We start from the raw sequence: 26,061 nt of genomic DNA, 5'->3' as shown, positions 1-26,061 counted from the left end.
AATAAATTCAGTCCGTCCGTGCGTAAATCGTGCGCTCAGGGGGAGAGACATTCGTTTGAAGGCAAGCGAAAATCATGCGGTACGCCCGTGTGATTTTCAAAAACAATGTATGGCTTAGTGCAACCAAACTTTTAAAGTGCAGTATCGCCTTCCCAATGGTCTCACCCCCTTTTTTCTATCTTCTACTGTACCATACTTTTCAGAATTCCGTACAGTCCCATATCCCCAGATGCCAAAAAGGCGTTTCCTCATTTTATGTGAGTCTATCTGGCAGTATTCATTCGTGGCCTCTTCTTTTCTTGGAAATTTCATTAAATGATCATAGGCGTACGAACTGACGTATATCTGCGACGCAGAGGGACCGTTTTCGCGCACTTGCCTCTCATTTTCGCGCAGCTTGACCTGCTTTTCGAGCACTTCCCCTACGTTTCCGCGCACACCCGACGTGTTTCTGCGCAGGTCCTCCTGTTCCGAACACTTGGCACATGCCTGTCACTAGCATCCATTCCGAACCTGATTCCCCCCACCACACAAAAAAGCCTGCATTCGGTTCCAAAATGGAACGGAATACAGGCCCTTCCCGACTAGAGCTCGTCGCTCGTGAGGGTGAGTGTGGTGGATTGCTGTTGACCGCTACGGTAAAACGTAACGTCGAGCGAATCACCTACATTTTTTTCATTGTAGAGGTATTTCCGCAAATCAATGGTGTCGTTGATTTGGGTACCGTCGAGCTCGATAATGACGTCGAGCTGCTCTAAGCCTGCATCTTGGGCAGGAGAGTTCGGCGCGACTTCGGTAACGACGACGCCTGAGCTAATGTCGTCAGGCAGGTTAAGTGTTTCGCGTCGGTGATAGCTGTCGACGTTGGCCAGCGGCTGAGGGTTCAGGATGCCCATGACCGGGCGTGATACTTTGCCTTGTGTTTCTAGATCTTTAATCACAGGGATCACGGTATCCGTTGGGATCGAGAAGCCAAGTCCTTCGACGGCACTTTGAGCAATTTTCATGGAGTTAATGCCGATGACCTGTCCGTCAAGATTAAACAACGCGCCACCACTGTTGCCTGGGTTGATGGCCGCATCGGTTTGCATAACGTCAGCTTGCCAATCTGGGCTCCCGTCTCCGTCTAAGTCGACTGGAATGGCTCTTTCCTTTCCGGAAAGGATGCCTTGAGTCACCGAGCCGGAAAATTCCAACCCGAGTGGATTGCCAATTGCAATGACAGGCTCGCCAATTTTAGCATCGTCGGAATTGCCAAAGGTCGCCACGGTGTCAATAAGGTCATTCACTTGTTCGCCTTCGACAACAAGCACGGCGAGGTCGGTAAACACGTCGGCACCGCGAATCTCTGCGGGGATGCGTGTGCCATCATACAAGCTAATCTCTACTTCTGAAGCTTGCTGAATGACGTGATAATTCGTCACGACATACGCGGTGTTGCCATCCTTTTTATAAATGACGCCTGAACCTGTGCCGGCTTCCATCTCTGTATCTGACTGCCAGAAGTTGCCGCCTTGAATGTTTACTACACCTACAACAGCATGCTGGACCTTTTCAACAATGTCGGTCACATTCGTGGTCACATCCACCTTGACGTTCCTTGTTTCATTTGGCCCGGTCTCGACCGTCCCATCTTCTCCAGGAAGAGAGGTGGACGCTGATTGGTCGGCGCCATTTAACCACCCCGACTGCACGAGCATTGGCATGGCCACAAGAACAATCACAGCCCCAATAATGACGCCTAGGACGGCTGCCCATACAATGCTCGCTCGTCCTCTTGGACGTTTTGACCGTGTGGAATGATCATCATAATAGCCCATCGCTTCATCTCCAATCATCGTTTCTCGTTCCGCCACCACTTGCGGTTGATTCGCTGCTTGCTAACCTTCCTTTTACCCTCTAATGCCTGAGCAGTAAACCCGTTGCTATGCAGTGACAAGTGGCGTTGGCACAACAGGGTCCGTATCGAATAAATCAAATCCAGCCCCTACAGGCCGTCCTTTTGCTTCAAGCGTCTGAGCGACGGCTAAGCGAGCGAGATCCTTCATGTTATTATCTTTGCTTAAATGGGCCAAATAAATACGTTTTGTCGCATCGCCAATAATTTCGGACAGCGCGACGCCAGCATCTTCATTGCACACATGACCAACATCGCTTAAGATCCGTTGCTTGACGTTCCAAGGGTATCTACCCATGCGCAGCATCTGCACATCATGATTGGCTTCAAACACAAGGCAATTGCTATTTCGCACGATGCCTTTGACACGATCGCTCACGTACCCTGTATCGGTCACCACAGCGACCTGTCGTTGTGCGTGGCGAAACGCATAAAACATCGGCTGAGCGGCGTCATGTGAGACCGGAAAGGATTGCACGTCTAGGTCACCAAAGCTACGTACCGTTTCCATATCAAAGGTGAACTTTTGTTCGGTCGGAAGCGCGCCAATGTGGCGTTCCATCGCTCGCCAGGTGGGCATATTCGCGTAAATTGGCAGCGTGTGCTTTCGTGCGAGAATCCCGAGACCTTTAATGTGATCGCTATGCTCATGGGTCACAAAAATACCATTTAGATCAGATGCACTCTGCCCTATTTGATTCAGCAGAGCTTCCATCTTTTTGCCGCTTAAGCCGGCATCCACTAGCCATTTTTGCGTTGGTGTTTGAATAAAAAATGCATTCCCTGTGCTTCCACTTGCCAGCACACTAAATTGCAAGCTCATGAAACGCCTCCATTCTCTCCGTCTTCACTCTCGTCTGTTCCTTCGTTGGGAAGAGGAATGTCATCCAGGTTTGATTGATTCGTCGTTGCCGCATTGCCGTCATTCATCTGCTGAATTTGCCCTTCAATGGCATTAATAAAATAGTTCCGTTCATTGTCGACGATGACATGCCATGTCGGCGCAAACACCTGAACACCGCCAGACAACGGCACTAACGTGTAATAGCCAAGCTCTACACTGGAGACGTGACTCCCTGATGGCAGCTCATTGCGTTCAAAAAGGATTTTCAATGCCTCAATAGCTGGCAGGATAGGCTGTTGCTTTTTCTCGTCAATGTCAAGCTGTTCAATATCGCTCAGCATCGTCTGCTGATAGCTGACCACTTGATTGTCTTCATTGAGCTGTAGAATGACAATGCCATTATCATTGTAATAGATCGTTTTTCCCTCATAGGTCTGAAAAAGGATAATGGCGTTCGTTTCACGATTGTAGGACCAAAAGCGATATCGCGCCCCATCCACGACCTGTGTGTTCATAAATTCGGTCACACTGTCAGACATTTCATCCATGTTTAACGTATAAGGCTCAATCAAGCTGGACACGACAGAGTTGCCGTTAATAATCACGTTTTGATTGGCGAGCTCATTCAAAAGATCCGGATCAAACTGGCGGCTCGTGCCACTAATGTAGTTTTCCGATACCGCGTCCTTTGGCAGTGCTTCATACGTAATCTCCTCAGCCGCAAGCCGCTCTTCAATGGTCGATTCATTTAAGAAATCGTACTGGTCCGTTTGCCGTTTTTCCGAAAGCTGGATGAGCAAAAAGACATCTAGAACAAAGAAACAAAGGATCAAAAGTGTTTTTGCTCTACTCCAATCCAACGCTGTCCCCTCCTTCCGTCATTTGACTCACCTTTTGCCAGCTGTCGTTGTATTTCACGTACCACACTGGCTGAAAGGACAGGATAATGGGGTTGGTGTTGGGCTGGCGTGCCATTTCGTAGCCGACCTTCACGTCTTGAACCATACTCGGATCAATGTCTGGGGCACTTTCTAAGGCATCGACAATCGTTTGTCCAGATGCAAGATCAATCATTGTGCGGTCAAATTCAAACCGCAATCGGAACAACGGACGTAGGTATTCATGAATCTCTCCATTTTTAAATGATGCGTAAATCGCTGGATAGCCATAGGAGCGATACGTATGGAACACTGGATGCTGACCAATATAAAGCTGATAGCGTACCGTTTGTTCCGAAATTGAATAATGATAAAGTCGATACGTATCTGTCCAGCCCGCGTGATCATTTATAAAATCATAGGAACGCGAAATGAGATCTCCGCCTGAAAGTTGATCGTATTCAGTTTGAGCCGGATTAATATACGAAAGCTGCTGGTTGTTCTTGTACACACGAAGCAACCTCGTCCCATCTGTATAGGACTCCTCTGACGAACTTGTATTGTCCTTTTTGACATAGCTCGGATTGGAAAAAAGAGCGTCCTTAAATTTCTCTGCCGACAGATGCATCGTCGAATACGTCAGCTTTGGCACACTGCGTATGTCCACTGGCATATAGATGAGGCTTCCGGCGTTTGGCTCATATCGAAAATACGCCTCTCCACTCTTCAAGGTACTGTCTACTAAGCTGATGTAATTGCTGCGGTCAAATTCTCGCAGTGCCGCTTGATACACTTGATCGTTGTCATTTGAGACGAAATACACGCGTGTCGATGGCTGACTGATATCGACGACAAGGCGGTCAAAAGTGCCTGTTTCCGAGACCTGGCCTTCAGCGGGAATTAACTGAGGGAGTAAGGAGAGGGGCAGACTTTCTGGAAACACAAATTCTGTCCGTCCCTCCAAAATCTCTCCATTATTGATGAAGTCTTCCGAAAGGACCGGCTTGACTTCACCTAACTGCCCTTTACGAATCGAAGCAAACAATGCTTCCACCTGATCTCGACTAGTCGTTCCATTCACCTCTCCGTTCTCATGATACATGGCTTGAACCGGCTGCACGAGTTCGCTCAATGGAAGCTGCTCACCAATCTCCACACTTTGAACATATTCTGTATTTGGTGCCTCAATAAATTGTGGTTGGTATGTCCACACGCTCCATGTGAGCACAAGGCTACCTAGAATGAGAAGCACAAGCAGGCCGGATTTTATATGTTCCTTATATTTCATCATAGATCGTCCACCTCCTGCCCCAAGCGCTGATGAATAGGAAGTGTGAAATGGACGGTTGTTCCTTTGTTCAGTGCACTTTCAGCCCAAATGCGCCCTCCATGTGCTTGAACCATTTCCCGGGCAATAGCCAGACCAAGGCCCGTTCCCCCTAATTTTCTGGTGCGTGCTTTGTCTGCGCGGTAGAATCGGTCAAAGATCTTGTCGACCTTGTCTCGCGAAATGCCAACGCCTTCGTCTCGAATGGTGATGCGAATGACGTTCCCTTGCTTGCGCAGCGAGTGGGTAATCGTGCCACCCTCTGGGGAGTACTTCACGGCATTTGAAATAATATTGTCAATGACTTGCGTAATTTTGTCCTGATCCAATGCCACGAAAAGTGGTTCATTAGGGAAGGAGCGCTCTAAGTGAAATTCATTCCCCTTAGACATTTCAAAACGGTCAATAATACCGCCAAAAAATTCAACAACGTCAATGTTCACAAAATGAAGCTGTTCTTCTCGGCTGTCCATCTTTGACAGTTGCAGTAAATCATTCACGAGTCGAATCATACGCTCCGTTTCGTTTTGCGTAACGTTTAAAAATTTTGGTGCAATGGTCTCGTCCTTCCATGCGCCATCCGTTAATGCCTCGATGTAGCTTTTCATCGTCGTTAACGGCGTACGCAGCTCATGAGACACATTGGCCACAAACTCACGTCGTTCACGCTCAATTTGTTCCTGCTCTGTCACGTCATGAAGAACCGTAATGAGCCCGTTTGGCAGGCCACTCTCCTTTTGAATAACAGAGAAGCTTGCTTTGACGATCAATTGCTCCCCTTCTGGCAACGCATCACTATAGTCAAGCAGCATCGAGTCCATGTCGCGGAAAAGACCTTCCCAAGTGACACCTTCCTCTTCTAGCCGCAACACTTCAATCATTGGCGCTCCAAGCAGCTCATCACTAGACACGCCGAGCAGCTCTTCTGCCGGTTCATTCATCAGGATGACTTGACCGTAGCGATCCGTGGCGATCACACCATCCGTCATATGAGTCAGTACAGAGCTGAGTTTTCGCCGCTCACTGTCTGTGGTCGCCTGCGCTTCCTCCAGCTTGCGTGTCATCCCGTTAAAGGACGTCGCCAGCTGACCAATTTCATCGTCCCCATACACCTTAACATTACGGGAAAAATCGCCTTTAGCGAGCACAAGCGCCTGCTTACGCATATCCGCGACAGGTCGCGTAATAGTCCGTGCCAAAAAGACACCTAACACGATCGTGAGTAAGAGCGCGATCACAACACCTTTAATTAAAATCTCGTTAATGATGCGAAGCTGGTCATAGACTTGCTCGACGTTCGCCGACACATAGATGGCACCGATGGTTTCCTCGCCCGATGTGATTGGAACGACAACGACACGCACGCGATCATTCGTTTTCGGATCAATCATCCATTTTTCCTGTGAGACACCGACGACCAATGTCCGTTTGACAAGCAGGTTCAGCGTTCGTTTGCCAACAATGGACGTGTCATAAGGGCTCGTCGTTGCCACAATACGGTTTCGGCTGTCGATTACTTGAATTTCGCGAATGTCATCGGACAAAAAGTCTCGTAAGCTGTCGCGAATCACGGTTTCAAGTGGGAGATCATCCGCTGACCGTTCCTTTTCCATTTCCTCTTCTATCGTATAGGCGATCACATGGGCTCGCTCATTCGTTGACGTCGAAAAACTTGTTAGCAACTGCTCCTCAAGCTCCTGAACAAAATAGACGCCGATCACCTGAATGGCGACCAGCAAGAGCAAAACGTATACTAAGATGATTTTAATATGAATTGATTTAAAAAAGCTGACACGTTCCTTCGTTTTCATTCGGCGTCCGGATCAGGCGTTTTTAAATAATAACCGACGCCACGGCGTGTCACTAGAAATGTAGGGTGGCTAGGGCTGTTTTCAATTTTCTCACGCAAACGTCGAACGGTGACATCGACGGTCCGTACGTCGCCAAAATAATCGTAGCCCCATACCGTTTGTAGCAAATGCTCCCGTGTCATGACTTGACCGAGATGGCGCGCTAAATAATGCAGCAATTCAAACTCACGGTGTGTCAGCTCCACCATTTGTCCGTCTTTACTCACATTGTACGAGTTCGGGTGGATCATTAGAGGGCCCACCTGAATGTCTTTAACAACCAAATCCTGATCCTGCTCGGCAACCTGCTGATGGCGACGCAGATTCGCTTTTACACGAGCAATCAGCTCCCGTGCACTAAAAGGCTTCGTTACATAATCGTCCGCGCCAAGCTCTAAGCCAAGCACTTTATCAATTTCAGAGTCTTTGGCCGTCAGCATAATAATTGGCATTTGGTGGTTTTTACGAATTTCCTTGCACACTTCCATGCCATCCTTTTGCGGCAACATTATATCAAGGAGCACAAGATCAGGCACATTCGCTTCTAGCTTCTTTAAGGCCTCGTCCCCATCATACGCACAAGTCACCGTGAAGCCTTCCTTTTCTAAATTAAACTGCAATATATCTGCAATGGGCTGTTCATCATCAACAACGAGAATATGCTTGTCCATTTGGTTCTCTCCTTTTCTTCGTCACGTGCCTTTCTTACGTATCAAAAAAGCGAGATTGTCTCACATCATGGTGCAGTCTAATAACGTTTTTTACGTTTCCCCTATTCTACCATAGATTCGTTTTTCTCATTGCGTTTTGATTGGTCGGCGCTTAGGAATGACCTGGCCAAATGTTCATAAGCAATCACCATGTCACCGAGTAGCCATTCAGCTAATTCCAACATTCACCATAAAAAAACCGCCACGCCAGATGACGTGACAGTTGTATATTATCTGCTTGGAAGCTTGGTTAATGGATTCGTTAAAGTGCCGTTCACATAAACTTCAAAGTGAAGATGAGTTCCTGTAGATTGGCCAGTAGAGCCCATCACTCCAATCTTCGTTCCCTTTGGCACGGTTTCTCCAGCACTGACGGAAAGGCTCGACATATGTGCATAGATGGTTTTTGTACCGTTGTTATGGTCAATTACGATCTTGTTTCCATAACCACTTTGAACACCTGCAAATTCAACAACGCCATTGTCTGCTGCTTTTATCGTGAGGTTGCTTGCTCCAGCAATGTCAATGCCTTTATGTTGCTTGCCCCAACGTTGACCCATTCTACTCGTAATGCTGCCACCGTTTGTTGGCCATGCTAGCTCTCCTGTTCCTCGTGAAGGCACTACCTTCGTGCCTTTGACAACGACCTTGTCTTGGGCTTTTCCGGTCACATCACGGGCAATGACAGTGGTCTCACTCAGCACGCCGTTCACTTTTGTTTTTTGATACGTCACGGTTTGCGAGCCGTCCTTGCCTTGCTGCGTCACCTTGTCCTCACCTTTGTACATTGTGTCGTCTTCTTTTACTACCGTTTTAAAGGGAATGGTTTCTTCTTTCGTTTCAGCAGTAGAAACGACAACGCTCAAATACGGATGACGGGCTGTCACATTCAACGATTGTCCTATTCTAAGCTGGTTCTGATTCTGAATACCTGGATTTAATGCCATCAGCTTGTCCGTATCCAAATCATACGTAGTGGCCACCTCACTGAAAACCTCGCCTTGTTCAACAACATGCGTTTCGTCCTCAAGTGAACCTTTTTTCAGTAGCTTTCGCGCATCATCTTCAGATAGAATGTCTTTCTCATCAACAAATTTCGTTTTAAATGAAACTTTCTTTGAAAAGCGTACGTCTAATAACGTAGAACCTTTCTTTTTCTGTGTTCCATTTTCATTGGCCTGGTTCTTTTCTGAAGAAGCCTCTTGCTTTTTCTCCAAAAGATCCAGGTCCTTTTCATCAACGAAATTCGTTTTCATGTCCTTAAGTATCGACTTTGCTGTGGCCTTGTCCTGCACATACACAACAGGCTCTTCTTCACCTTCAACGAGGATGCCTACCGCCTTCGCATCCACTTCCAGCGATTTTTCAAGCGCTGTACGCCCTCGCTCGTTTTGGTAGCTTGCCGAAAAAGTTCGCTCTGGTAGAATGCTAAACGATTGGCCTAGCTTATACGTTAATTCACTATGTTGTTGTTCTGCTGCATCTATTTTTTCATCTATAACGTCGTCTATAATCTGTTTGTCACTGACCGTAGCAATTTTTTGATCACCTTGATACACATGGTACACTGTGTCAATGACACCATTGTCCCCCGCATGAACAATCGAGCTACCCGCAGTCACAAGTCCGGTTGCGACTAGAACAAGACCTGTATAGCGCGCCTTCTTTCCAAAAAACGCCCCAACGGTCTTCATTGTAAAGTTTGCTTTCACTTGATGTGTTCCCCCTACTTGCATCAATCTCATTCCCACAAAATACTGTACCATAGGATTCGATAATTGGAAGACTTTCAAGTCACTTGTAATCGTTTTGTAGTCTTTTTGTCACGGGAGCATGACAATTTTGGGTCATTTTGGTCAAATTAGAAAAATTCGAACGACGAGAAGCTTTCATCTCACAGTTCGATTTTCCTCTTCTCAGTTTGTCTCAACGTTTTTATTACGTTGGCATTTTCCGCTCGACTTCCTCCAGCTTGTACTGATCGATTCGATAGACCTTGTCGCACAACAGCTCAATATCATTTTCCTGATGGCTCGTCATAATAATGGTTTTCCCTTGGGCCTTTAAATCCAGCAGCAATTGCCGTACTGACGTGACACTGTCTTTGTCCAAAGCATTAAAGGGCTCGTCCAGAATTAGCACTTGCTGGTCTTCCATAATAGCCTGGGCTAACGCCAATTTTTGCTTCATGCCAAGTGAATAGTTTTTTACTTTCTGCTTTGCCTCCGGCTGCAATCCGACTCTCTTCATTGTCTTCACAATGTCCTCATCCGTAATCTTATCCTGAATGGCGGCCAGCCTTTGCAAGTTTGCAAACCCCGTTTTTCCTGCAATGTAGCCAGGACGGTCAATGATGATGCCAAAGTTGTCCGGAAACCCGTGGGCTTTGCTTCTATATGTAGGATCAATCGTAATCGTCCCCTGATCCGGTTGAATAAACCCACAAATCATTTTAAAGAATACCGACTTCCCCGAACCATTTGGACCAATGATTCCGTGGATTTCACCATGATTGAATTCAGCTGAAGCGCCTTCAAACAATGTGACGCCTCTAAATTTTTTATACACAGACTTTACTTCGATAATATTCATAAGGCAAAAACTCCCTTCTAAATCGACTTCGCTTTCTTGAACACAAGGATCAAAAACACGATTTCTATGATAATGAAAGCCACTAACACACCGCTAATCGTGAACACACCGAACCAAGCACTTGTCACATACCCCATCGAACTTAAGGCAAACGGCAGGAATTGGTGCGTATTTATCGCTGGCAAACCAAGCAAAAACATGACAGCGAAAGACCCTAACAACAGGACATCACTTCTCCAAATCCAGAAAACGATAAAGGCAATCAGGGCATAATTTACAAATTGCAACAGTCCGTTTATAAAGTGATGATACAGAATGATCGTGGTTGGCACATCTTCAACACCAGCGCCAAGCGGCAGCCCCCGAAGGAGACCCCCCACATAAAACAGCAAAGCTAAAGCGACCAACCAGACCAGCCCCAGCAAGGTGATGTTTCCAAGCTGGTGAAGGAACCAATGTAAAAAAGACTTGGAACGAATCAAGATATAAAACATTTGACCATACTGAATCCGCTCAAAATAATGGAGGAATAGATAAACCAGTCCAAGATGAACAATCATGTAAAACAAATACCGCATCACAAGAATGCCCTGTGGGAAGACACCATTAATTGCCGTATGAAGGGAGGCGATGATCGTATCGGACTCCCCAAAAAGCACAAAGTTCGCCGCCCCAACAAGGCAGATCGACACATAAACGATGAATGGAAGATTCATTCGCCCTAGGTTTTTATTCAATACGCTTCATCCTCAAATACAGGTAGGCAAACCCAAGAAGAACCACCGAGAAAAGCAGATACATCGCAAACGGCACCCAAACTGCCGGGAACGACTGGAGAGTATACGAAAGTACAAAATAGCTCGTTACCTTTGCAAAGGGCAAGTCGCCAGGCACCATCTTGTAGGACACAATACCACCGATGAAAATGAGAACACTCCCGAATAGCAAAACCAACCGTTTGTGTGAAAATAAGAGAAATAGCGAATACAAGAGGAGTTGAATAACGATCAGGTATCCGCCCGCTAAACCCATCTCCAAAAGAACTCCAAGCCAAGGAGAGATCCCACTTTCATAAACAGGCTGCGTATAAGCAATGAGGTGACCAGACGGACTTTTTGTGAACGCACTCCAGTCACTTTCCCAAGGAATGCCTGTAGTCATGGCGACAGCCGCAAGCAGCAGCAATACATAAAATACAATCAATTGGCCGATCCGTTTAGCCAACGTAAACCATACCCAATGCATCGGGCTTTTAAAACGAATCAATACAACCGGGTCCCAGTCCTGTAGTATCATCCGGCTGGAATGAAAAATCCAGAAGGGGGATATTAAATAAAGCACTAAAAACGGGCTTCCCAAACAAGCCATTAAAACATCCCATTGATTTGAATGAAGGCCTTTGTACTGCGCCAGGTCCATCACAAACATTCGCTGATCCCACGCACAAAGCAACAAGACAACAGCGACGAAAAACCACATCCAGACGTTATATGAACGAAAGCAATGCCGTGAAAACCTCATAGAAAATTATCCAAGGTTCTGAATTTCAATCGCACGTATAAGCTGAGAGCAAGACAGATGATAACTAATGCCCCCAAAGGAATGAAAGCTGTCCAAATTTCCTGTTGAGTAAAGCCGTAAGGGAAAACCGAAAAAGAGAATCGATAAGGTTGCAGCGTTGGGTTTCCGAAAAAAAACACTTGCGCAAGATACGCCAAGTAAGGAATAGTTAAAGCGACATAGGACCTGTTCATAACAAGAAGGAGCAGGAACCCAAAACTGGACCAAACCGCCGCGTTGACACCGACCCATGTGGAGTAAAGCACCCCGTAAATAAAATCACCGTAAACAAGCAACTGCGTAAAGGTATGGCGTTCTAATCTGTCTTTTTCCATTTCTGCAACAGTCATATCTGGATTAAAATATTCCGTAAGTCCAAAGAAAGGATCAATATAAAAGGCATAAAGAAAGGTGATAAACACATACAGAAAAAAAACAGCGAACGTTAGCATAAAATTCACCAAGAACTTCGATATGATCGTTTTTCCCAAGGCCATTCGAGTTCTAGTGTAAAAAATAAAGCGATGGTTGAGTTCCGCAGAAAACTTCCCCAAATAGATAAATACAGCAAGCAATGGGAACGTCATGGGCAGTAAATTCTCTAAAAAAAACGTAAAAAGGCTTAGTGAATTAGTAAAGGAATAGCTTGCTTTCTGGCTTGCGTAAAATAGATAGAATAAACAAAACGCGAATACTATAAAAAGGATGCGTTTTCGATGTAACGATTCTTTTAGTTCCTTTACTACGGAATGACGATAGGACATAAAACCAACTCCTTTCTTCATCATTAACGACAGGGACCGACTATTTCTCATTTTGAAATAGTCAATAACGTAATTTCTTGTTGAGAGAATAGAAGAAGAAAGAAATCGTTCATTAAAGACCCTAGTGCTTATGTAGACGTTATTAAGACAATTATAGTTTATCATGGGAAATTTTTCTTTATTTTCGTTATGGATTTTTAAAAATTACGAAAAAACAAGAAAGACCAACTCGTGTATTTTCTTTAGTTTGTACTTATGTGCTTCAGTTATCATATTCACTTCAATGCACATAAAAAAAGACCTATATAGGTCTCGAAAAGAGATATCATCTCACAATCTCACCAGAGGAAGAAAAGCATAGAAAACTTAGGCTATCTACCCTTCAACGATCTTTGCTTTCAGACAAATAAAAAAAGACCCTCAAAGGTCTAGTTAGGTAAAAAAGTGGCTCGAGACGGAATCGAACCGCCGACACGAGGATTTTCAGTCCTCTGCTCTACCGACTGAGCTATCGAGCCATATACGCAAAAAAAAATAAAATGGCGGTCCCGACCGGGATCGAACCGGCGATCTCCTGCGTGACAGGCAGGCATGTTAACCGCTACACCACGGGACCTTGTATAAAATTGTAAGAATTTTGCGTATCCTCAAACGTTTATGTATGTAAAGAAATAGTGCACATATTGCTAATGTTGACTTGTCAAGATGATGATCAACGTAGTGGTGCAAACTTGATTTAATTGCACTCTTCAAGTACTACAACATTGACTTGGCGAAGAAGTGTTTCAACGCAGATGCGTCAATTTTAAATTGGTTGCACTCTACGAGTACTACAGTATTGACTTATCAGGGATGTTGCTCGATGTAGATGCGTCAATTATTTTGGTTGCGGGGGAAGGATTTGAACCTTCGACCTTCGGGTTATGAGCCCGACGAGCTACCAGACTGCTCCACCCCGCGACGATTTTTATATGAGCCATGGAGGATTCGAACCTCCGACCCTCTGATTAAAAGTCAGATGCTCTACCGGCTGAGCTAATGGCTCCTCTCAACAACGACAATAATAATATTATCATAAACGAGAGGGAACATGCAAGCTTTTTTTATAAAAAAGGGGGAAGGAAGGGAAAATTTATTGGATGTTTTCCCTTCCTGACTATAGTCTTCCCCTTTATGGCATCGCGTAAACGCTTCGTACCGTGTTGGTTTGGTTGCGATCTGGTCCTACAGAAAAGATCGACAACGGAATACCTGTCAACTGAGAAATACGCTCAATGTAATGGCGCGCATTCAATGGCAGCTCATTTAACGAACGGCAGCCTGTAATATCTTCCGTCCACCCTGGCAACTCTTCGTACACAGGCTCGCATTGCGCCAGCACGTTCAGGCTTGCTGGAAATTCTTCCATCACTTTGCCTTGGTACGTGTAAGACGTACAGATTTTTAGTGTTTCGATGCCTGTGAGGACGTCAATCGAATTCAAAGACAGGTCCGTAATGCCGCTCACTCGACGTGCGTGGCGCACGACAACCGAATCAAACCAGCCGACACGGCGTGGTCTACCCGTTGTAGTGCCATACTCATTACCTGTTTCACGAATTTGATCACCAATCTCATCCGTTAATTCTGTTGGAAACGGACCGTCTCCCACACGAGTGGTGTATGCCTTTGAAACACCAACCACGTGTTGAATTTTTGACGGACCCACACCAGAACCGATGGTGACACCGCCAGCAATTGGATTGGATGACGTCACAAATGGGTAGGTGCCCTGATCGATATCGAGCATGACCCCTTGTGCCCCTTCGAACAGTACGCGTCGACCTTCGTCAAGACCCTTGTTCAACACAACAGATGTGTCCGTCACAAAATGGGCGAACTGTTGTCCATACGCATAATACTCATCAAGGATCTCATCAAGTGTAAAGCCGCTCGTTTCATACATTTTCTCAAATAAGCGATTTTTATGAGCAAGGTTTTGCTCCAGCTTTTTGCGGAACTCGTCCTTGTCTAGTAAGTCTGCGATGCGGATGCCGATCCGTGCCGCTTTGTCCATATATGCCGGACCAATGCCTTTTTTCGTCGTCCCAATTTTATTGGCGCCCTTTTGTTCTTCCTCAAGCTCATCAAGCTTTAAGTGGTAAGGCAAAATGACATGGGCACGATTGCTGATCCGTAGTTTTTCCACGGACACGTTGTGGCCTTTTAAGTAGTCTAATTCTTCAACAAGTGCTTTCGGATCGATAACCATACCGTTTCCGAGGACGCACGTTTTATCTGCGTAAAAAATGCCAGAAGGAATCAAATGAAGCTTGTATTTATTGCCATCAAATACGATCGTATGCCCTGCGTTGTTACCACCTTGATAACGAGCCACAAGCTCCGCATTCTCTGACAAATAGTCTGTGATTTTCCCTTTGCCTTCATCGCCCCACTGTGTTCCTACGACCACGACTGATGACATGAAAAGCACCTCCGCTAATTTTCGCAATTTCGTTCTTTGCTATGTTTAAAAGTACGCATTTTCACATGTAACCGTAGATGATTGTATCAGTAACCACAGGGAAAGTCAATGAGAAGACGAACGATTATAACATCAATTCCATTTTATGTTCGTCTATTGAGAAGAACGGCTACCATTCATTTAAACCCTTGAGCAAAACAAAACGCAACGCTTTGTTTTCGCGTTGCGCTAATATGTTCACCAAGTTGGCCAGAGTGAGGCACTGACCTCCTTTTCAACTTAACCCACGACGATATGATCATGCACCAGGCGGCATGTCATGTTCATTATGCCGTGTCTCTAGGTTAACGAACTTATTGTATTCCTTCACAAACGCAAGCTCAACAGTACCTACAGGGCCGTTCCGTTGTTTGGCGATAATAATCTCAATAATGTTTTGGCTTTCGGATTCTTTATCATAGTAATCGTCCCGATACAAAAACGAGACGATATCGGCATCCTGCTCAATACTCCCGGATTCCCGAATGTCAGACATCATTGGACGTTTGTCCTGGCGTGATTCAACACCACGGGAGAGCTGTGATAGCGCAATAACAGGAACTTCAAGCTCACGGGCGAGTGCTTTTAAAGAACGTGAAATCTCGGAAACCTCTTGCTGGCGGTTTTCGCCGCCATTTCGTGAGGAGCCCGCAATGAGCTGTAGGTAGTCAATCAAGATCATACCAATGCCATGCTCCATCTTTAGACGGCGGCATTTAGCACGTATGTCATTGACTCTTATCCCCGGCGTATCATCGATGTAAATGCCTGCGTTAGAGAGGCTGCCCATCGCCATCGTCAGCTTTTGCCAGTCATCAGACGTTAGTTTGCCCGTTCTGAGCCGCTGGGCGTCAATGTTGCCCTCCGCACAGAGCATCCGCATGACGAGCTGTTCGGCGCCCATCTCCAAGCTAAAAATCGCGACATTTTCATTCGCATGAATGGCGACATTTTGAGCGATGTTCAAGGCAAATGCTGTCTTACCTACGGATGGGCGGGCAGCTACAATAATCAAGTCATTGCGTTGAAAACCGGCTGTCATGCGATCCAATTCCGAAAAGCCGGAGGCAATGCCTGTAATGTCACCTTGCCGATTATGAAGCATTTCAATGTTGTCATACGTATCCACTAGGACGTCTTTAATTTCCTTGAAGTTCCCAGAGTTTTTTCGTTGCGAAATCGCCATGATGTTTTTTTCAGCATTGGAAAGAACGTTTTGCACTTCATCGTCTCGTGAGTAGCCATCCTCTGCAATGTCGGTGGCTGTACGAATCAATCGACGCAGGATCGATTTCTCCTCGACGATACGCGCGTAATACTCAATGTTCGCTGCGGTTGGGGCGGAGTCAGCGAGCTGTGTTAAATAGGAAACGCCGCCGATTTCCTCTAGTATTTTGTGGTCGGCGAGCTCTGACGTAACAGTAACCAAATCGACAGGCTCATTTTTTTCTGCTAGCGACATCATCGTATGAAAGATACGCTGGTGAGACGTTTTGTAGAAATCCTCTGGCATGACAAGCTCTGAGGCGGTGGTCATCGATGCTGGATCTAAAAACACAGCCCCGAGCACTGCCTGCTCCGCTTCCGTATTTTGCGGCGGCAGCCGCCCTTCCATCATGTCACTCATCTGTTCTCCACCCCTTTTTCTTACAACAATATCGTTCGCTCTACTAAAAAAACCCCCGCTGCACATTAATGAGGAGCGGGGGTGGTTGTTGGCTTACGCTTCTTTCACATGCACCTTCAGTGTTGCCGTGACGTCCGGGTGCAGCTTCACTGGAACCTTCGTATACCCTAAGGAACGAATCGGCTGATCCAGTTCAATTTTGCGTTTATCCACCTTGAGGTTATGAGCTTTTTTCAACTCATCAGCGATTTGTTTGCTTGTGATTGAACCAAACAAACGACCGCCTTCCCCTGCCTTCGTCTGCAAGGAGACTTCAAGCTTTTCAACCTCATCCTTCAATGCTTTCGCATCTTCAAGCTCTTCGTTTTCTAGTTCTTGTATTTTTTTCTTTTGCTGCTGCAATGATTTCATGTTAGCAGTCGTTGCTTCTACTGCATACCCATTTTTCAAAAGGAAATTTCTAGCATAGCCATCAGAAACGTTTTTTGTCTCGCCTTTCGTTCCTTTTCCTTTCACGTCCTGTGTAAAGATAACCTTCATTCTTCGTCTCCCCCTTCAAGATATTCATCAATGACCTTTCGGAGTCGGGCAATGGCTTCATCCACCGTGCCCCCCTCAAATTGAGCGGCTGCATTCGATAAATGACCGCCTCCCCCGAGCGATTCCATGATCAACTGCACATTGATGTCTCCGAGAGATCTTGCACTAACGCTTATTTTACCATCTTCTCGTCGGCAAATCACAAACGACGCCGTCACTTCATTCATCGCCAGCAATGTGTCTGCTGCTTGAGCGATGAGCACTTGATCAACGCCCTCTTCCATGTCGCCTCGCGCAATGGCGATGCCGTCACGGTAAATGTCCGCATTAGAGATCAGCTGTGCCCGTTGCACAAAGTGATCAATGTCTTCCTTGAGAAACTTTTGAACGAGCACAGTATCTGCCCCTTTGGAACGCAGGTAGGATGCCGCATCAAACGTCCGCGCACCGGTTCGTAGCGTAAAGCTTTTTGTATCTACGATAATGCCTGCAAGCAATGCCGTCGCCTCAAGCATACTGACCTCAAGTCCTTTTGGCTGATACTCAAGCAATTCGGTGACCAACTCTGCCGTCGAGGAGGCATAAGGCTCCATATACACGAGCACAGCATCATTAATAAAATCCTCACCGCGACGATGGTGATCAATAACAACCACATGATCGGTTTTGCTGATGAGCCTTTCATCAATGACCATGGACGGCTTATTTGTATCAACAATCACAAGCAACGTGTTACGTGTCACAGCTTCCATCGCCTGCTCCGGCGTGATGAAGTGCTGCCAAAGGCGATCATTTTCCTTCACCTCTGCCATGAGGCGGCGGACGCCGGTGTCCAATTCATTTGGATTTAGCACGATGCGCCCTTTTTTATCATTCGCTTGAGCGATTTTCAGCACACCGAGAGACGCGCCGACTGCATCCATATCGGGGTATCGATGCCCCATAATAAACACTTGGTCACTGGATAACACAAGCTCCCGTAACGCATGCGAAATGACGCGCGCACGTACCCTTGTACGTTTTTCGATCGGGTTGGTTTTGCCTCCGTAAAAACGTACTTTTCCGTTGGTTTGCTTAATAGCGACTTGATCGCCGCCACGCCCGAGTGCAAGATCAAGGCTCGATTGGGCCAGAAACCCAAGCTCAGGGTATGGGGCTTCACCACTCCCAACGGCAATCGATAGCGTGAGAGGGATGTTTTGCTTAGACGTCAAATGGCGTATGTCGTCGAGAATTGTAAACTTTTCTTTTTCCAAAGTTCTCAAGATGCGGCGATTCAAAACGGCAAAGAAACGATCAGCGGCCACCTTCTTCAAGTAAATGCCGTGATCAATGGCCCATTGATTCATCGCTGAGGTTACCTGGCTATTAATGTTGCTTTTTAATTGATCGTCCATGCCCTGAGTGACTTCCTCATAGTTGTCGAGGTAAATTAGCCCAAACGCAATTTGTTCATCCTTGAACTGCTTTTCTAGCTCGTGCTGCTCTGTAATATCAAAGAAATACAGGAGTCGTTCATCCGATTTAAAGTAGATGCGAAACGTACGACCGTGTAACGTGACCGTCTCAATCGACGCCTCCTCTTTAAGTAACGGAATCAACGCAGGAGAAATGTCATTTAAGGACAGGCCTGGCAAGCTTTCCTTTTTCAGAAACGAAGCCAGGTGCTGGTTTGCCCAATCAATTTCATAACGCTCATTAAACAAGAGAATTCCGAGTGGAAGCTCTTGCAACACCTCGCCTCCCACCTTTTTCACACGGTGAGAGAGATTGGACACGTATGTGGTTAATTGTTTTTGCTGACGATTCTCTGCAATAAACGCAAACACCGCCGCTCCCGCCCAAAGGAGTAAACACACGATGCCTGTGACCGGCTCATGCCATACAAGCAGGAGACCAGCAATGAGCCCTAAGGCAAGTAGTACAAGCATCTGCGGTGGATATTTCTTTCGGGCGTCAAAGTTCGGCATGCAAGGTCCTCCTTTTTTTAATTACTTTCCTGATTTCAATCGGCTGCGAAGCTGAAAAATCAAATCAAAAACGCCAATAAAACGAATCAGGAAAAGTGTGATAAACGAGAACAACAGCGACACGATCGTCACGATAATAGGAATGGCTTTCGAGTACCCTTTCACGCGGCAGAAATAAAAAATAAACGAAAATCCCTGTATCGCCATCAATACGAGCAATACAGCAAATATATTCAACAACATGACGGAAAAGGCGCTGTCGTCGTTAATAAACATCGTTAGCAGCGACACGATAATATAAAAGATCGCGTACCCTTTAGGAAACTGCCAGTTACGAAAGGGCTCCCAAGCTCTAGGCTTTTCAGGCGATGTGGTCTTGAGCACAGACAGCGTAAGGATTGTCGTCAACCAACCGAGCATGGCACACGAGCCTGCCACTAAGGTGGGCATCAATTGTCTCATCTCTTCAAATCCGGCTCGCAAAACGTCCGCTTGCTCCTGAGCAAAATCATCTCCAAGCGATTGGAACGTTTGCTGAGACATGGCAAGGGTTTGTTCCATATTGGCTTCATAGAGCGCATTGACATCCATTTGAAAAACAAATGTTAAGGTCAATACCGTTGCTATAGACATAGCGACATAAATCAGAGCACTGTAAGCCCAGATGAAAAACGGGCTCTTTTTGCTCATGACCCAATGGCCAATGCCAACGCCAAGAACCACGGCAGGGATGGCAAACAATCCGACATACACATACACAAGACTACTTGCGACAATCGCAATGAGACCTAGGGCACCGCCAGCTTTTACACCGTGCCTTGATGCGTGAACAGCAAATGGCAAGGGGAGAAGCATCCAGATGAGAGCAAAGAACGGGCTGTTGACGCCAATCAACAGTAGGGCAAAGTAAAGCAAAAACAGAAGAAATCCTTCTTTAACAACGTTTGATATCGTCAATTTTTCACCTCAATACCATTAAACAGCTCTCTTTATTTTATGGGCAAACTCAACAGGTTTCAACCACCATTGCTTCTTAGCATCTAACGTTTTTCCACCGAAGCATAGCCAACAGACAAAACCGTCCTACCTTTTTGAAAAAAAGACACAGCGTCTGCTGTGTCTTTTTATAACTGTTCTATAAGTTACTCACTGACATATGGCAATAATGCCATTTGTCTAGCTCGTTTAATAGCAGCTGTTAATTTACGCTGATATTTTGCAGAAGTTCCCGTTACACGACGTGGAAGAATTTTTCCACGTTCTGACACGAACCGTTTAAGAAGGTCTACTTCTTTATAATCAATGTGTTTAATACCGTTCGCTGTAAAATAACACACCTTTTTACGCTTTGCGCGTCCACGTCTAGCCATGATGTTCCCCACCTTTCCATATTGGATTAAAACGGCAAGTCATCGTCTGAAATGTCAATCGGCTGACCTTCATCGGCAAATGGATCGTCCTGCCGCTGATTTTGGTTCGACCGTCCCTGATTGTTGCCGCCACCATAGGATGAACCTTGGTTTTGCGGAGGTGCAGAGGATGCATAAGGATCATCTCCATATCCGCCACCATACTGATTCCCTTGCCCTTGGTTTTCACCGCCAGTTTTGGCGCTTTTCGGCTCCAAAAATTGGACGCTTTCCGCGACAACTTCAGTAATGTAGACGCGTCGTCCTTCTTGGTTATCATAGCTTCTTGACTGGATCCGGCCATCTACACCAGCAAGACTGCCTTTTTTCAGGAAGTTTGCTACATTTTCTGCCTGACGTCGCCACACGACACAGTTTAAGAAATCAGCTTCACGCGTTCCTTGCTGATTCGTAAATGGTCGGTCGACGGCCAATGTAAAATTGGCGACAGCTTGACCATTTGGTGTGTATCTGAGCTCAGGATCACGAGTCAATCGACCAACGAGTACGACACGATTCAACATCCAGACCACTCCTTGTTTTTATTCTTCTTCGCGAATCGCCATATGACGAAGGATGTTGTCGTTGATTTTTGAAAGGCGGTCGAACTCATTGATCGCTACTGTTTCACAGTTTGCCTTTACAATCATATAAACACCTTCACGATAGTCATCAATCTCATAAGCAAGGCGGCGTTTTCCCCAAACCTTGGTTTCATTGATTGTCGCACCGTTGTTTGTCAACACCTCTTGAAAGTAAGTGTTCACGCTTTTTTGAGCTTCTTCATCCAAGTCTGGACGAAGGATGTACATGATTTCGTAGTTACGCATTATCAGTCACCTCCCTTTGGACTAAGCGGCTCCTAGAACGATGCCAGGAGCAAGGAGCAAGTATATTCATTACTCACAGCTTATAATTATATCAATGGTCTTACTCTTTTTCAAGTGTTTTCTACACATTAAAACGGAAATGAATCACATCGCCGTCCTGAACAATGTATTCTTTTCCTTCTAGACGAACCTTTCCACGCTCACGAGCCACACCCATCGATTCTGCATCGACAAGGTCCTCATATGAAACGGTTTCTGCCCGGATAAAGCCTCGCTCAAAATCCGTATGGATAATACCAGCTGCTTGAGGTGCTTTAATCCCGCTTCGGAATGTCCATGCACGCACTTCTTGCTCACCGGCAGTAAAATACGTACCGAGCCCAAGCAAACCATACGCCGCACGAATGAGCTGATCTAGTCCTGACTCCTCAATGCCAAGCTCGTCTAAGAACATCGCCTTTTCCTCACCATCAAGCTCAGCGATTTCCGACTCGACTTTTGCACAGACAACAATGACTTCAGCTTGTTCCTGACTAGCAAAATCCTGCACTTTTTTCACAAGGGCATTGTTTGACGCATCAGCGACTTCTTCCTCGCTCACATTAGCAACATAAAGCACTGGCTTGCTCGTTAATAGATGGAGGCCTTTAACAATTGGCGCCTCCTCCTTTGAAAATTCAAGGGACCTTGCAGGTTGCTCAGCTTCAAAAGCTTCTTTCAAGCGAACGAGCACATCATGCTCAATGACAGCTGTTTTATCCTTTTGCTTTGCCAGCTTCGCTACACGGGTCAGACGCTTTTCCACACTTTCAAGGTCTGCCAAAATAAGCTCAAGATTAATCGTTTCGATGTCGTCAATTGGATCGACTTGCCCAGACACATGCGTAATATTATCATCCTCAAAGCAACGGACGACATGCGAAATCGCATCCACTTGGCGAATATGAGACAAAAATTGATTGCCAAGTCCTTCGCCTTTGCTCGCGCCTTTTACAATACCAGCGATGTCTGTAAATTCAAATGCGGTTGGCACAGTCTTTTTCGGTTTGACGAGCTCGGTTAATTTGTTCAATCGATGATCGGGTACTTCCACAATCCCCACATTGGGATCAATCGTACAAAATGGATAGTTGGCCGATTCCGCTCCAGCTTGTGTAATTGCATTAAAAAGAGTCGATTTGCCGACGTTCGGCAGACCGACGATACCTGTCGTTAATGCCATGTACTTCACTCCTCAATTCATAAACGCACACGTTGTCCCTTCCAATTATAGAGAGACTCCGCAGGAATGACAAGACGAATCGCTAGTCTTCTTCTGTCGGTTCATGGCGTTCGAGCATTTTTTTCATTTTTTTGGAAAATTCTTTCCGTGGAAACAGCACACTTTGTCCACATCCTTGACACTTGCAGCGAATATCCATCCCCATTCGAATAATCTGCCAACGATTTTCCCCACATGGATGGGGCTTTTTCATTTCAACTACATCATAGAGACCAAACGTTTTTTGTTCCATGCCCAGCCCTCCAGCGTCCTTTTGCAACCTTTTGAAACTCCTATTCGTATCATATGGCATACAAAGCGTTGCACGCAAGGCGTGTCCATCAAAAAACATTGCTCTTTCAAACAGAGAAACGATTCATTGCGCGAATTTGCGGGTAATAGGGTATAGGAGTAAGGCAGAAAACAAATACAAATTGATTAACCCATAAATAGGATAAAGAACGTCGATTAACGGGCCAAAACCAAAGCCTGTAAATGGGAGCATCAGCAGAACAAATAAGAGTGCAAGTTGCCACATCGACAAACGAATTCGCTTTTTCAGTCTCGACACTAACCCGAATATGCAAGCTAAGGCGGTCGTATAAATGGCGAACCAGAGCAAAAGCGACATCATAACAATCATGACCCACGGATAGTTTTTCAAAATCGCAAACAATGGGATTTCATAAAAAACGAGTTCATGAGCAACTTTGGACAATGACGTATTGTACAGCAAAGTTAACCCACCAAGAACCGCTGCACTACCTACACTGGCGATGGCCAACTCGCCCCTTGTTTTCATCTGATGACCGACCGCTGACAGGACAGCCGTGAGCGACAAGAGATTTAACGCCGTAAAGGTTAATGACGCTGGCCAATTGCTTTGATTGAGCACATCCATTTGCAAAGGTCCTTCTTGTTGGTACAAGAAAAGAAATAAAATGACCACGAGGCTTGTCACTAAAATCGGCAAAATAAAGGTATTGGCGGAGAGCATGCCTTCCGTCCCCCAAAAAAAGAGAACGACAACGGCAATGCAGATGATCGCTACACCAATCACGTATGGGATATCAAAGGATTCAAGCGTCGCGCCACCACCCGCCAACATTATAAATGTCGTCATAAACAGGTAAATGACAATGACAACGTCGTAGACCTTTGCCAAACGAAGACCAACCACTTCTTGAAGAACAAGCAAATAATGCTCCGTTTTCAGACGCCTGCTGATCGACATAATGACGTAACAGCAAATGGCAAACAACACTGTGAACAGTGCAATGGCGAGTGAACTGCCTTCACCAAAAAATTGCCAAATTTCCCTTCCAGACGCATATCCTGCCCCGATAATGGTACCTAAAATTAAATATATCCACTTAAAGCCAGCCCGCCACATATATGGTTCCTCCTCGGCAATTAACTATGGCGGCATGTCCATGCGTATAGAACCAACGAATCCGCCGTATACTGTTACTATTATTTTGCAGGAGGAATTTCTATGAATCTACGGACGAAATTTTTCACAAAACGAGGCAAAAGCAATTATGTGCATTACGAAGACGAGGAAGGCCCACAAAAGCTAGCTATGCTGCTTCAACGCCTCGCTCAGCCTTTACCTTCTCAGGATATTGTTATCGTGTTTATCGGTACAGATCGCTCCACTGGGGATTCCTTAGGACCATTGTCAGGTTCGTTGCTTCTAGACAAGGCCCCCGAAGTGCTTCATGTGTATGGGACGCTTGGCGATCCTGTTCATGCCGTCAATCTCGAAGAAAGGCTTACACAGATTCATGAAACCCATCACAAGCCTTTTGTCGTGGCGGTCGATGCGTGTCTTGGAAAAATACAATCTGTAGGTTTTGCGGCGGTTGGAGAAGGGGCATTAAAGCCTGGGGCAGGCGTGCAGAAGCAGCTTCCAGAGGTTGGGGACGTGCACATCAATGGCATTGTGAATGTCAGTGGTTTTATGGAGTTTTTTGTCCTGCAAAACACACGCCTTCATACCGTGATGTCCCTCGCCCAATTAATTTCAGCGGGCATGGCCATGTGGGATCAATGGCTGCTTGAACAAGCGCCTTCTGAGAACAATTCAAAGCTTTTAAGGGAAAGTATGAAGGCGGCGTATCGAGTGTCAAGTGCTGCTACTCTTGAGTCGTCGCAAGCGAAGGACCCCTATCAAGCACCATGATACGCTTGAATTATGTCAGACACAGCCTTCAATAGCGCCTCAATATCGTCTTTTGACGTGGACCATCCAAAACTCGCCCGTAGGCCACCGCCTGCGGGCGTCTTTGCCCACTTATGCGCATCTGGTGCACAATGGAGCCCTGCTCGAACAGCAATCTCATACGATTGGTCAAGAATCATTGCGGCTTCTTGCGCGTCAACATCAGCAATCGAAAACAAAACGACTGGTAAAGCGATTTGTTCTGATCGATGCCCGTACACCGTGACATGGTTCATCGCTCGTAAGCCTTCAACACATTGGGTCGTCAACGTTTGCTTCTCCCGTTGAAGTTCATCCAATCCGTGCTCTTGAAGCACCTTCAATCCCGCGTATAGCCCGGCAATACCTGCGACATTCATTGTCCCACTCTCAAAACGCCCCGGCCATTCCTGAGGTAATCCCATTGATTCAGAGGAATCCCCAGTTCCTCCATGCTGCTGGGGCAGAAGGTCATACGCATCACTTTTGGCGAGCAGAATACCTGTCCCCTGCGGACCGAGCAGTCCTTTGTGTCCTGGGGCGACAAGAAAATCCATCCCCGCCGTTTCCATGTTAATTGATAGAAACCCCGCCGTTTGTGAAGCATCGACGACAAAGCAGATGCCGTGTGCCTCCGCAAGCTCACCAAGGGCTTGAATCGGCCAAATATCCCCCGTCACATTGGAGCCGTGCGTAACGATGAGCATTTTTGTGTGCAAGCGCAATGCGTCTTCCACCTTTTCCAAAATAGCATCCGTTGTTTCCTGCCATGGCACTTTCGATACCGAAATCATGCCGTCTGCTTCCAGAAAACCAAGCGGTCGCCGCACCGCATTGTGTTCAAGAGACGTCGTAATGACATGGTCCCCTGGTTCGAAGGGGAAGCCTTTAATGACTTGGTTCAAAGCGCCGGTCGCATGCGGAAAAAAGAGCACATGCCCACTCGGCGGCATGGAAAAAAAGGTTTTCACGGCTTGGCGCGTGCGATCAACCACCGTATCCGCTTGACGCGCAAGTGCATAGCTCCCTCTGCCAGGATTGGCTGCCGTATTGGTCAATGCATCCGTCACAGCTTCAATGACAGCTGGGGGCTTCGGAAATGATGTTGCTGCGTGATCAAGATAAATCATAAAATCGACCTCTTTTCTTTCTAATGACTTTTCGGGCACTTGGTCCCTTATTTCGGACACTTTCGCCTCTTTTTCGGACACTTCTTCCCTTATTTCGGGCACTTCCACTTCATTTTCGGACACTTTTGTTATTTGCCCCGTACATAATGACGTCTTTCAGATGAAA

General features: G+C 46.2%; 24 protein-coding genes and 4 tRNA genes. 1 reads left to right on the top strand and 27 read right to left on the bottom strand.

Features of this window, described 5'->3' with window-relative positions; all coding sequences use genetic code 11:
- Positions 1-584: 584 nt before the first annotated feature.
- From EV213_RS12875 to EV213_RS12750, 26 genes are all read right to left on the bottom strand, one after another.
- Positions 585-1,820, bottom strand: a complete 1,236-nt coding sequence (locus tag EV213_RS12875) for a S1C family serine protease (RefSeq protein ID WP_133580948.1) — start codon at positions 1,818-1,820, stop codon at positions 585-587.
- A 105-nt stretch (positions 1,821-1,925) separates the two neighbouring features.
- Positions 1,926-2,720, bottom strand: coding sequence for an MBL fold metallo-hydrolase (locus EV213_RS12870; protein WP_133580947.1), 795 nt, complete (start codon positions 2,718-2,720; stop codon positions 1,926-1,928).
- Complete coding sequence (locus EV213_RS12865; RefSeq protein ID WP_133580946.1) at positions 2,717-3,601, bottom strand: two-component system regulatory protein YycI; 885 nt, start codon at positions 3,599-3,601, stop codon at positions 2,717-2,719. The genes EV213_RS12870 and EV213_RS12865 overlap by 4 nt, the downstream gene beginning before the upstream one ends.
- Positions 3,588-4,910 (bottom strand): YycH family regulatory protein, encoded by a 1,323-nt coding sequence (locus tag EV213_RS12860; protein WP_133580945.1) that lies wholly within the window; start codon positions 4,908-4,910, stop codon positions 3,588-3,590. The genes EV213_RS12865 and EV213_RS12860 overlap by 14 nt, the downstream gene beginning before the upstream one ends.
- Positions 4,907-6,757, bottom strand: coding sequence for a cell wall metabolism sensor histidine kinase WalK (walK, locus tag EV213_RS12855; protein ID WP_133580944.1), 1,851 nt, complete (start codon positions 6,755-6,757; stop codon positions 4,907-4,909). Before walK ends, EV213_RS12860 begins: the two co-directional genes overlap by 4 nt.
- Entirely contained in the window at positions 6,754-7,467 is a 714-nt protein-coding gene (yycF, locus tag EV213_RS12850; protein WP_133580943.1) for a response regulator YycF, read from the bottom strand. Before yycF ends, walK begins: the two co-directional genes overlap by 4 nt.
- Positions 7,468-7,736: 269 nt before the next feature.
- A complete protein-coding gene (locus EV213_RS12845) occupies positions 7,737-9,218 on the bottom strand; it encodes a LysM peptidoglycan-binding domain-containing M23 family metallopeptidase (protein WP_166639302.1) in 1,482 nt (493 codons plus the stop codon).
- Between the two features lie 226 nt (positions 9,219-9,444).
- A complete protein-coding gene (locus EV213_RS12840) occupies positions 9,445-10,098 on the bottom strand; it encodes an ATP-binding cassette domain-containing protein (protein ID WP_133580941.1) in 654 nt (217 codons plus the stop codon).
- Between the two features lie 17 nt (positions 10,099-10,115).
- Positions 10,116-10,835, bottom strand: coding sequence for a hypothetical protein (locus tag EV213_RS12835; protein ID WP_133580940.1), 720 nt, complete (start codon positions 10,833-10,835; stop codon positions 10,116-10,118).
- On the bottom strand, positions 10,828-11,619 hold the full coding sequence (locus EV213_RS12830; protein WP_133580939.1) for a hypothetical protein: 792 nt from the start codon (positions 11,617-11,619) through the stop codon (positions 10,828-10,830). The genes EV213_RS12835 and EV213_RS12830 overlap by 8 nt, the downstream gene beginning before the upstream one ends.
- Positions 11,616-12,110: a hypothetical protein gene (locus EV213_RS20985; RefSeq protein WP_208112756.1), complete on the bottom strand. Its 495-nt coding sequence runs from the start codon at positions 12,108-12,110 to the stop codon at positions 11,616-11,618. Before EV213_RS20985 ends, EV213_RS12830 begins: the two co-directional genes overlap by 4 nt.
- 757 nt (positions 12,111-12,867) lie before the next feature.
- A tRNA-Phe gene (locus EV213_RS12820) sits at positions 12,868-12,940 on the bottom strand.
- Positions 12,941-12,962: 22 nt separating this feature from the next.
- Positions 12,963-13,038 (bottom strand) — tRNA-Asp (locus tag EV213_RS12815).
- Positions 13,039-13,305: 267 nt separating this feature from the next.
- Positions 13,306-13,382 (bottom strand) — tRNA-Met (locus tag EV213_RS12810).
- Between the two features lie 12 nt (positions 13,383-13,394).
- Positions 13,395-13,467: transfer RNA gene (locus tag EV213_RS12805), tRNA-Lys, on the bottom strand.
- Between the two features lie 126 nt (positions 13,468-13,593).
- A complete protein-coding gene (locus tag EV213_RS12800) occupies positions 13,594-14,886 on the bottom strand; it encodes an adenylosuccinate synthase (RefSeq protein ID WP_133580937.1) in 1,293 nt (430 codons plus the stop codon).
- 298 nt (positions 14,887-15,184) lie between these two features.
- Entirely contained in the window at positions 15,185-16,552 is a 1,368-nt protein-coding gene (gene dnaB, locus EV213_RS12795; RefSeq protein ID WP_133580936.1) for a replicative DNA helicase, read from the bottom strand.
- Positions 16,553-16,645: 93 nt separating this feature from the next.
- Positions 16,646-17,092 carry a 50S ribosomal protein L9 gene (gene rplI / locus EV213_RS12790; protein WP_133580935.1) on the bottom strand — a complete coding sequence of 149 codons (447 nt, stop codon included), beginning with the start codon at positions 17,090-17,092 and terminating at the stop codon, positions 16,646-16,648.
- On the bottom strand, positions 17,089-19,062 hold the full coding sequence (locus tag EV213_RS12785) for a DHH family phosphoesterase (RefSeq protein WP_133580934.1): 1,974 nt from the start codon (positions 19,060-19,062) through the stop codon (positions 17,089-17,091). Before EV213_RS12785 ends, rplI begins: the two co-directional genes overlap by 4 nt.
- Before the next feature lie 21 nt (positions 19,063-19,083).
- The gene (locus EV213_RS12780) at positions 19,084-20,019 is read right to left on the bottom strand and encodes a DUF2232 domain-containing protein (protein ID WP_133580933.1); all 936 of its coding nucleotides are present in this window, start codon (positions 20,017-20,019) and stop codon (positions 19,084-19,086) included.
- 185 nt (positions 20,020-20,204) lie between these two features.
- Positions 20,205-20,432, bottom strand: a complete 228-nt coding sequence (gene rpsR, locus EV213_RS12775) for a 30S ribosomal protein S18 (protein WP_133580932.1) — start codon at positions 20,430-20,432, stop codon at positions 20,205-20,207.
- 26 nt (positions 20,433-20,458) lie between these two features.
- Positions 20,459-20,995, bottom strand: coding sequence for a single-stranded DNA-binding protein (gene ssb, locus EV213_RS12770; protein WP_133580931.1), 537 nt, complete (start codon positions 20,993-20,995; stop codon positions 20,459-20,461).
- Between the two features lie 18 nt (positions 20,996-21,013).
- Positions 21,014-21,301, bottom strand: a complete 288-nt coding sequence (gene rpsF / locus EV213_RS12765) for a 30S ribosomal protein S6 (RefSeq protein WP_133580930.1) — start codon at positions 21,299-21,301, stop codon at positions 21,014-21,016.
- 121 nt (positions 21,302-21,422) lie between these two features.
- Positions 21,423-22,523 (bottom strand): redox-regulated ATPase YchF, encoded by a 1,101-nt coding sequence (ychF, locus tag EV213_RS12760; protein ID WP_133580929.1) that lies wholly within the window; start codon positions 22,521-22,523, stop codon positions 21,423-21,425.
- 82 nt (positions 22,524-22,605) lie between these two features.
- Positions 22,606-22,815, bottom strand: coding sequence for a DUF951 domain-containing protein (locus tag EV213_RS12755; protein ID WP_133580928.1), 210 nt, complete (start codon positions 22,813-22,815; stop codon positions 22,606-22,608).
- Positions 22,816-22,938: 123 nt separating this feature from the next.
- Positions 22,939-23,955 (bottom strand): YkvI family membrane protein, encoded by a 1,017-nt coding sequence (locus EV213_RS12750; protein WP_133580927.1) that lies wholly within the window; start codon positions 23,953-23,955, stop codon positions 22,939-22,941.
- Positions 23,956-24,057: 102 nt separating this feature from the next.
- Here EV213_RS12750 and yyaC point away from each other — a divergent pair, with 102 nt between their 5' ends.
- Complete coding sequence (gene yyaC, locus EV213_RS12745; protein ID WP_133580926.1) at positions 24,058-24,747, top strand: spore protease YyaC; 690 nt, start codon at positions 24,058-24,060, stop codon at positions 24,745-24,747.
- Here the strand turns inward: yyaC and EV213_RS12740 are convergent.
- Positions 24,735-25,955, bottom strand: coding sequence for an aminotransferase class V-fold PLP-dependent enzyme (locus tag EV213_RS12740; RefSeq protein ID WP_166639301.1), 1,221 nt, complete (start codon positions 25,953-25,955; stop codon positions 24,735-24,737). The genes yyaC and EV213_RS12740 overlap by 13 nt on opposite strands.
- Positions 25,956-26,061 lie beyond the last annotated feature (106 nt).

It is taken from the genome of Aureibacillus halotolerans, assembly GCF_004363045.1.
In the GTDB taxonomy this organism is placed as follows: Bacteria; Bacillota; Bacilli; order Bacillales; family DSM-28697; genus Aureibacillus; species Aureibacillus halotolerans.
This window is presented reverse-complemented; position numbering and strand designations above follow the sequence as displayed.

Excerpts from the sequence above, each read along its gene's own strand:
- EV213_RS12875 (WP_133580948.1), bottom strand. The coding sequence starts at position 1,820 with ATGGGCTATTATGATGATCATTCCACACGGTCAAAACGTCCAAGAGGA.
- EV213_RS12870 (WP_133580947.1), bottom strand. The coding sequence starts at position 2,720 with ATGAGCTTGCAATTTAGTGTGCTGGCAAGTGGAAGCACAGGGAATGCA.
- EV213_RS12860 (WP_133580945.1), bottom strand. The coding sequence starts at position 4,910 with ATGATGAAATATAAGGAACATATAAAATCCGGCCTGCTTGTGCTTCTC.
- walK (WP_133580944.1), bottom strand. The coding sequence starts at position 6,757 with ATGAAAACGAAGGAACGTGTCAGCTTTTTTAAATCAATTCATATTAAA.
- yycF (WP_133580943.1), bottom strand. The coding sequence starts at position 7,467 with ATGGACAAGCATATTCTCGTTGTTGATGATGAACAGCCCATTGCAGAT.
- EV213_RS12840 (WP_133580941.1), bottom strand. The coding sequence starts at position 10,098 with ATGAATATTATCGAAGTAAAGTCTGTGTATAAAAAATTTAGAGGCGTC.
- EV213_RS12830 (WP_133580939.1), bottom strand. The coding sequence starts at position 11,619 with ATGAGGTTTTCACGGCATTGCTTTCGTTCATATAACGTCTGGATGTGG.
- EV213_RS20985 (WP_208112756.1), bottom strand. The coding sequence starts at position 12,110 with ATGCTAACGTTCGCTGTTTTTTTTCTGTATGTGTTTATCACCTTTCTT.
- EV213_RS12800 (WP_133580937.1), bottom strand. The coding sequence starts at position 14,886 with ATGTCATCAGTCGTGGTCGTAGGAACACAGTGGGGCGATGAAGGCAAA.
- dnaB (WP_133580936.1), bottom strand. The coding sequence starts at position 16,552 with ATGAGTGACATGATGGAAGGGCGGCTGCCGCCGCAAAATACGGAAGCG.
- rplI (WP_133580935.1), bottom strand. The coding sequence starts at position 17,092 with ATGAAGGTTATCTTTACACAGGACGTGAAAGGAAAAGGAACGAAAGGC.
- EV213_RS12785 (WP_133580934.1), bottom strand. The coding sequence starts at position 19,062 with ATGCCGAACTTTGACGCCCGAAAGAAATATCCACCGCAGATGCTTGTA.
- rpsR (WP_133580932.1), bottom strand. The coding sequence starts at position 20,432 with ATGGCTAGACGTGGACGCGCAAAGCGTAAAAAGGTGTGTTATTTTACA.
- ssb (WP_133580931.1), bottom strand. The coding sequence starts at position 20,995 with ATGTTGAATCGTGTCGTACTCGTTGGTCGATTGACTCGTGATCCTGAG.
- rpsF (WP_133580930.1), bottom strand. The coding sequence starts at position 21,301 with ATGCGTAACTACGAAATCATGTACATCCTTCGTCCAGACTTGGATGAA.
- ychF (WP_133580929.1), bottom strand. The coding sequence starts at position 22,523 with ATGGCATTAACGACAGGTATCGTCGGTCTGCCGAACGTCGGCAAATCG.
- EV213_RS12755 (WP_133580928.1), bottom strand. The coding sequence starts at position 22,815 with ATGGAACAAAAAACGTTTGGTCTCTATGATGTAGTTGAAATGAAAAAG.
- EV213_RS12750 (WP_133580927.1), bottom strand. The coding sequence starts at position 23,955 with ATGTGGCGGGCTGGCTTTAAGTGGATATATTTAATTTTAGGTACCATT.
- yyaC (WP_133580926.1), top strand. The coding sequence starts at position 24,058 with ATGAATCTACGGACGAAATTTTTCACAAAACGAGGCAAAAGCAATTAT.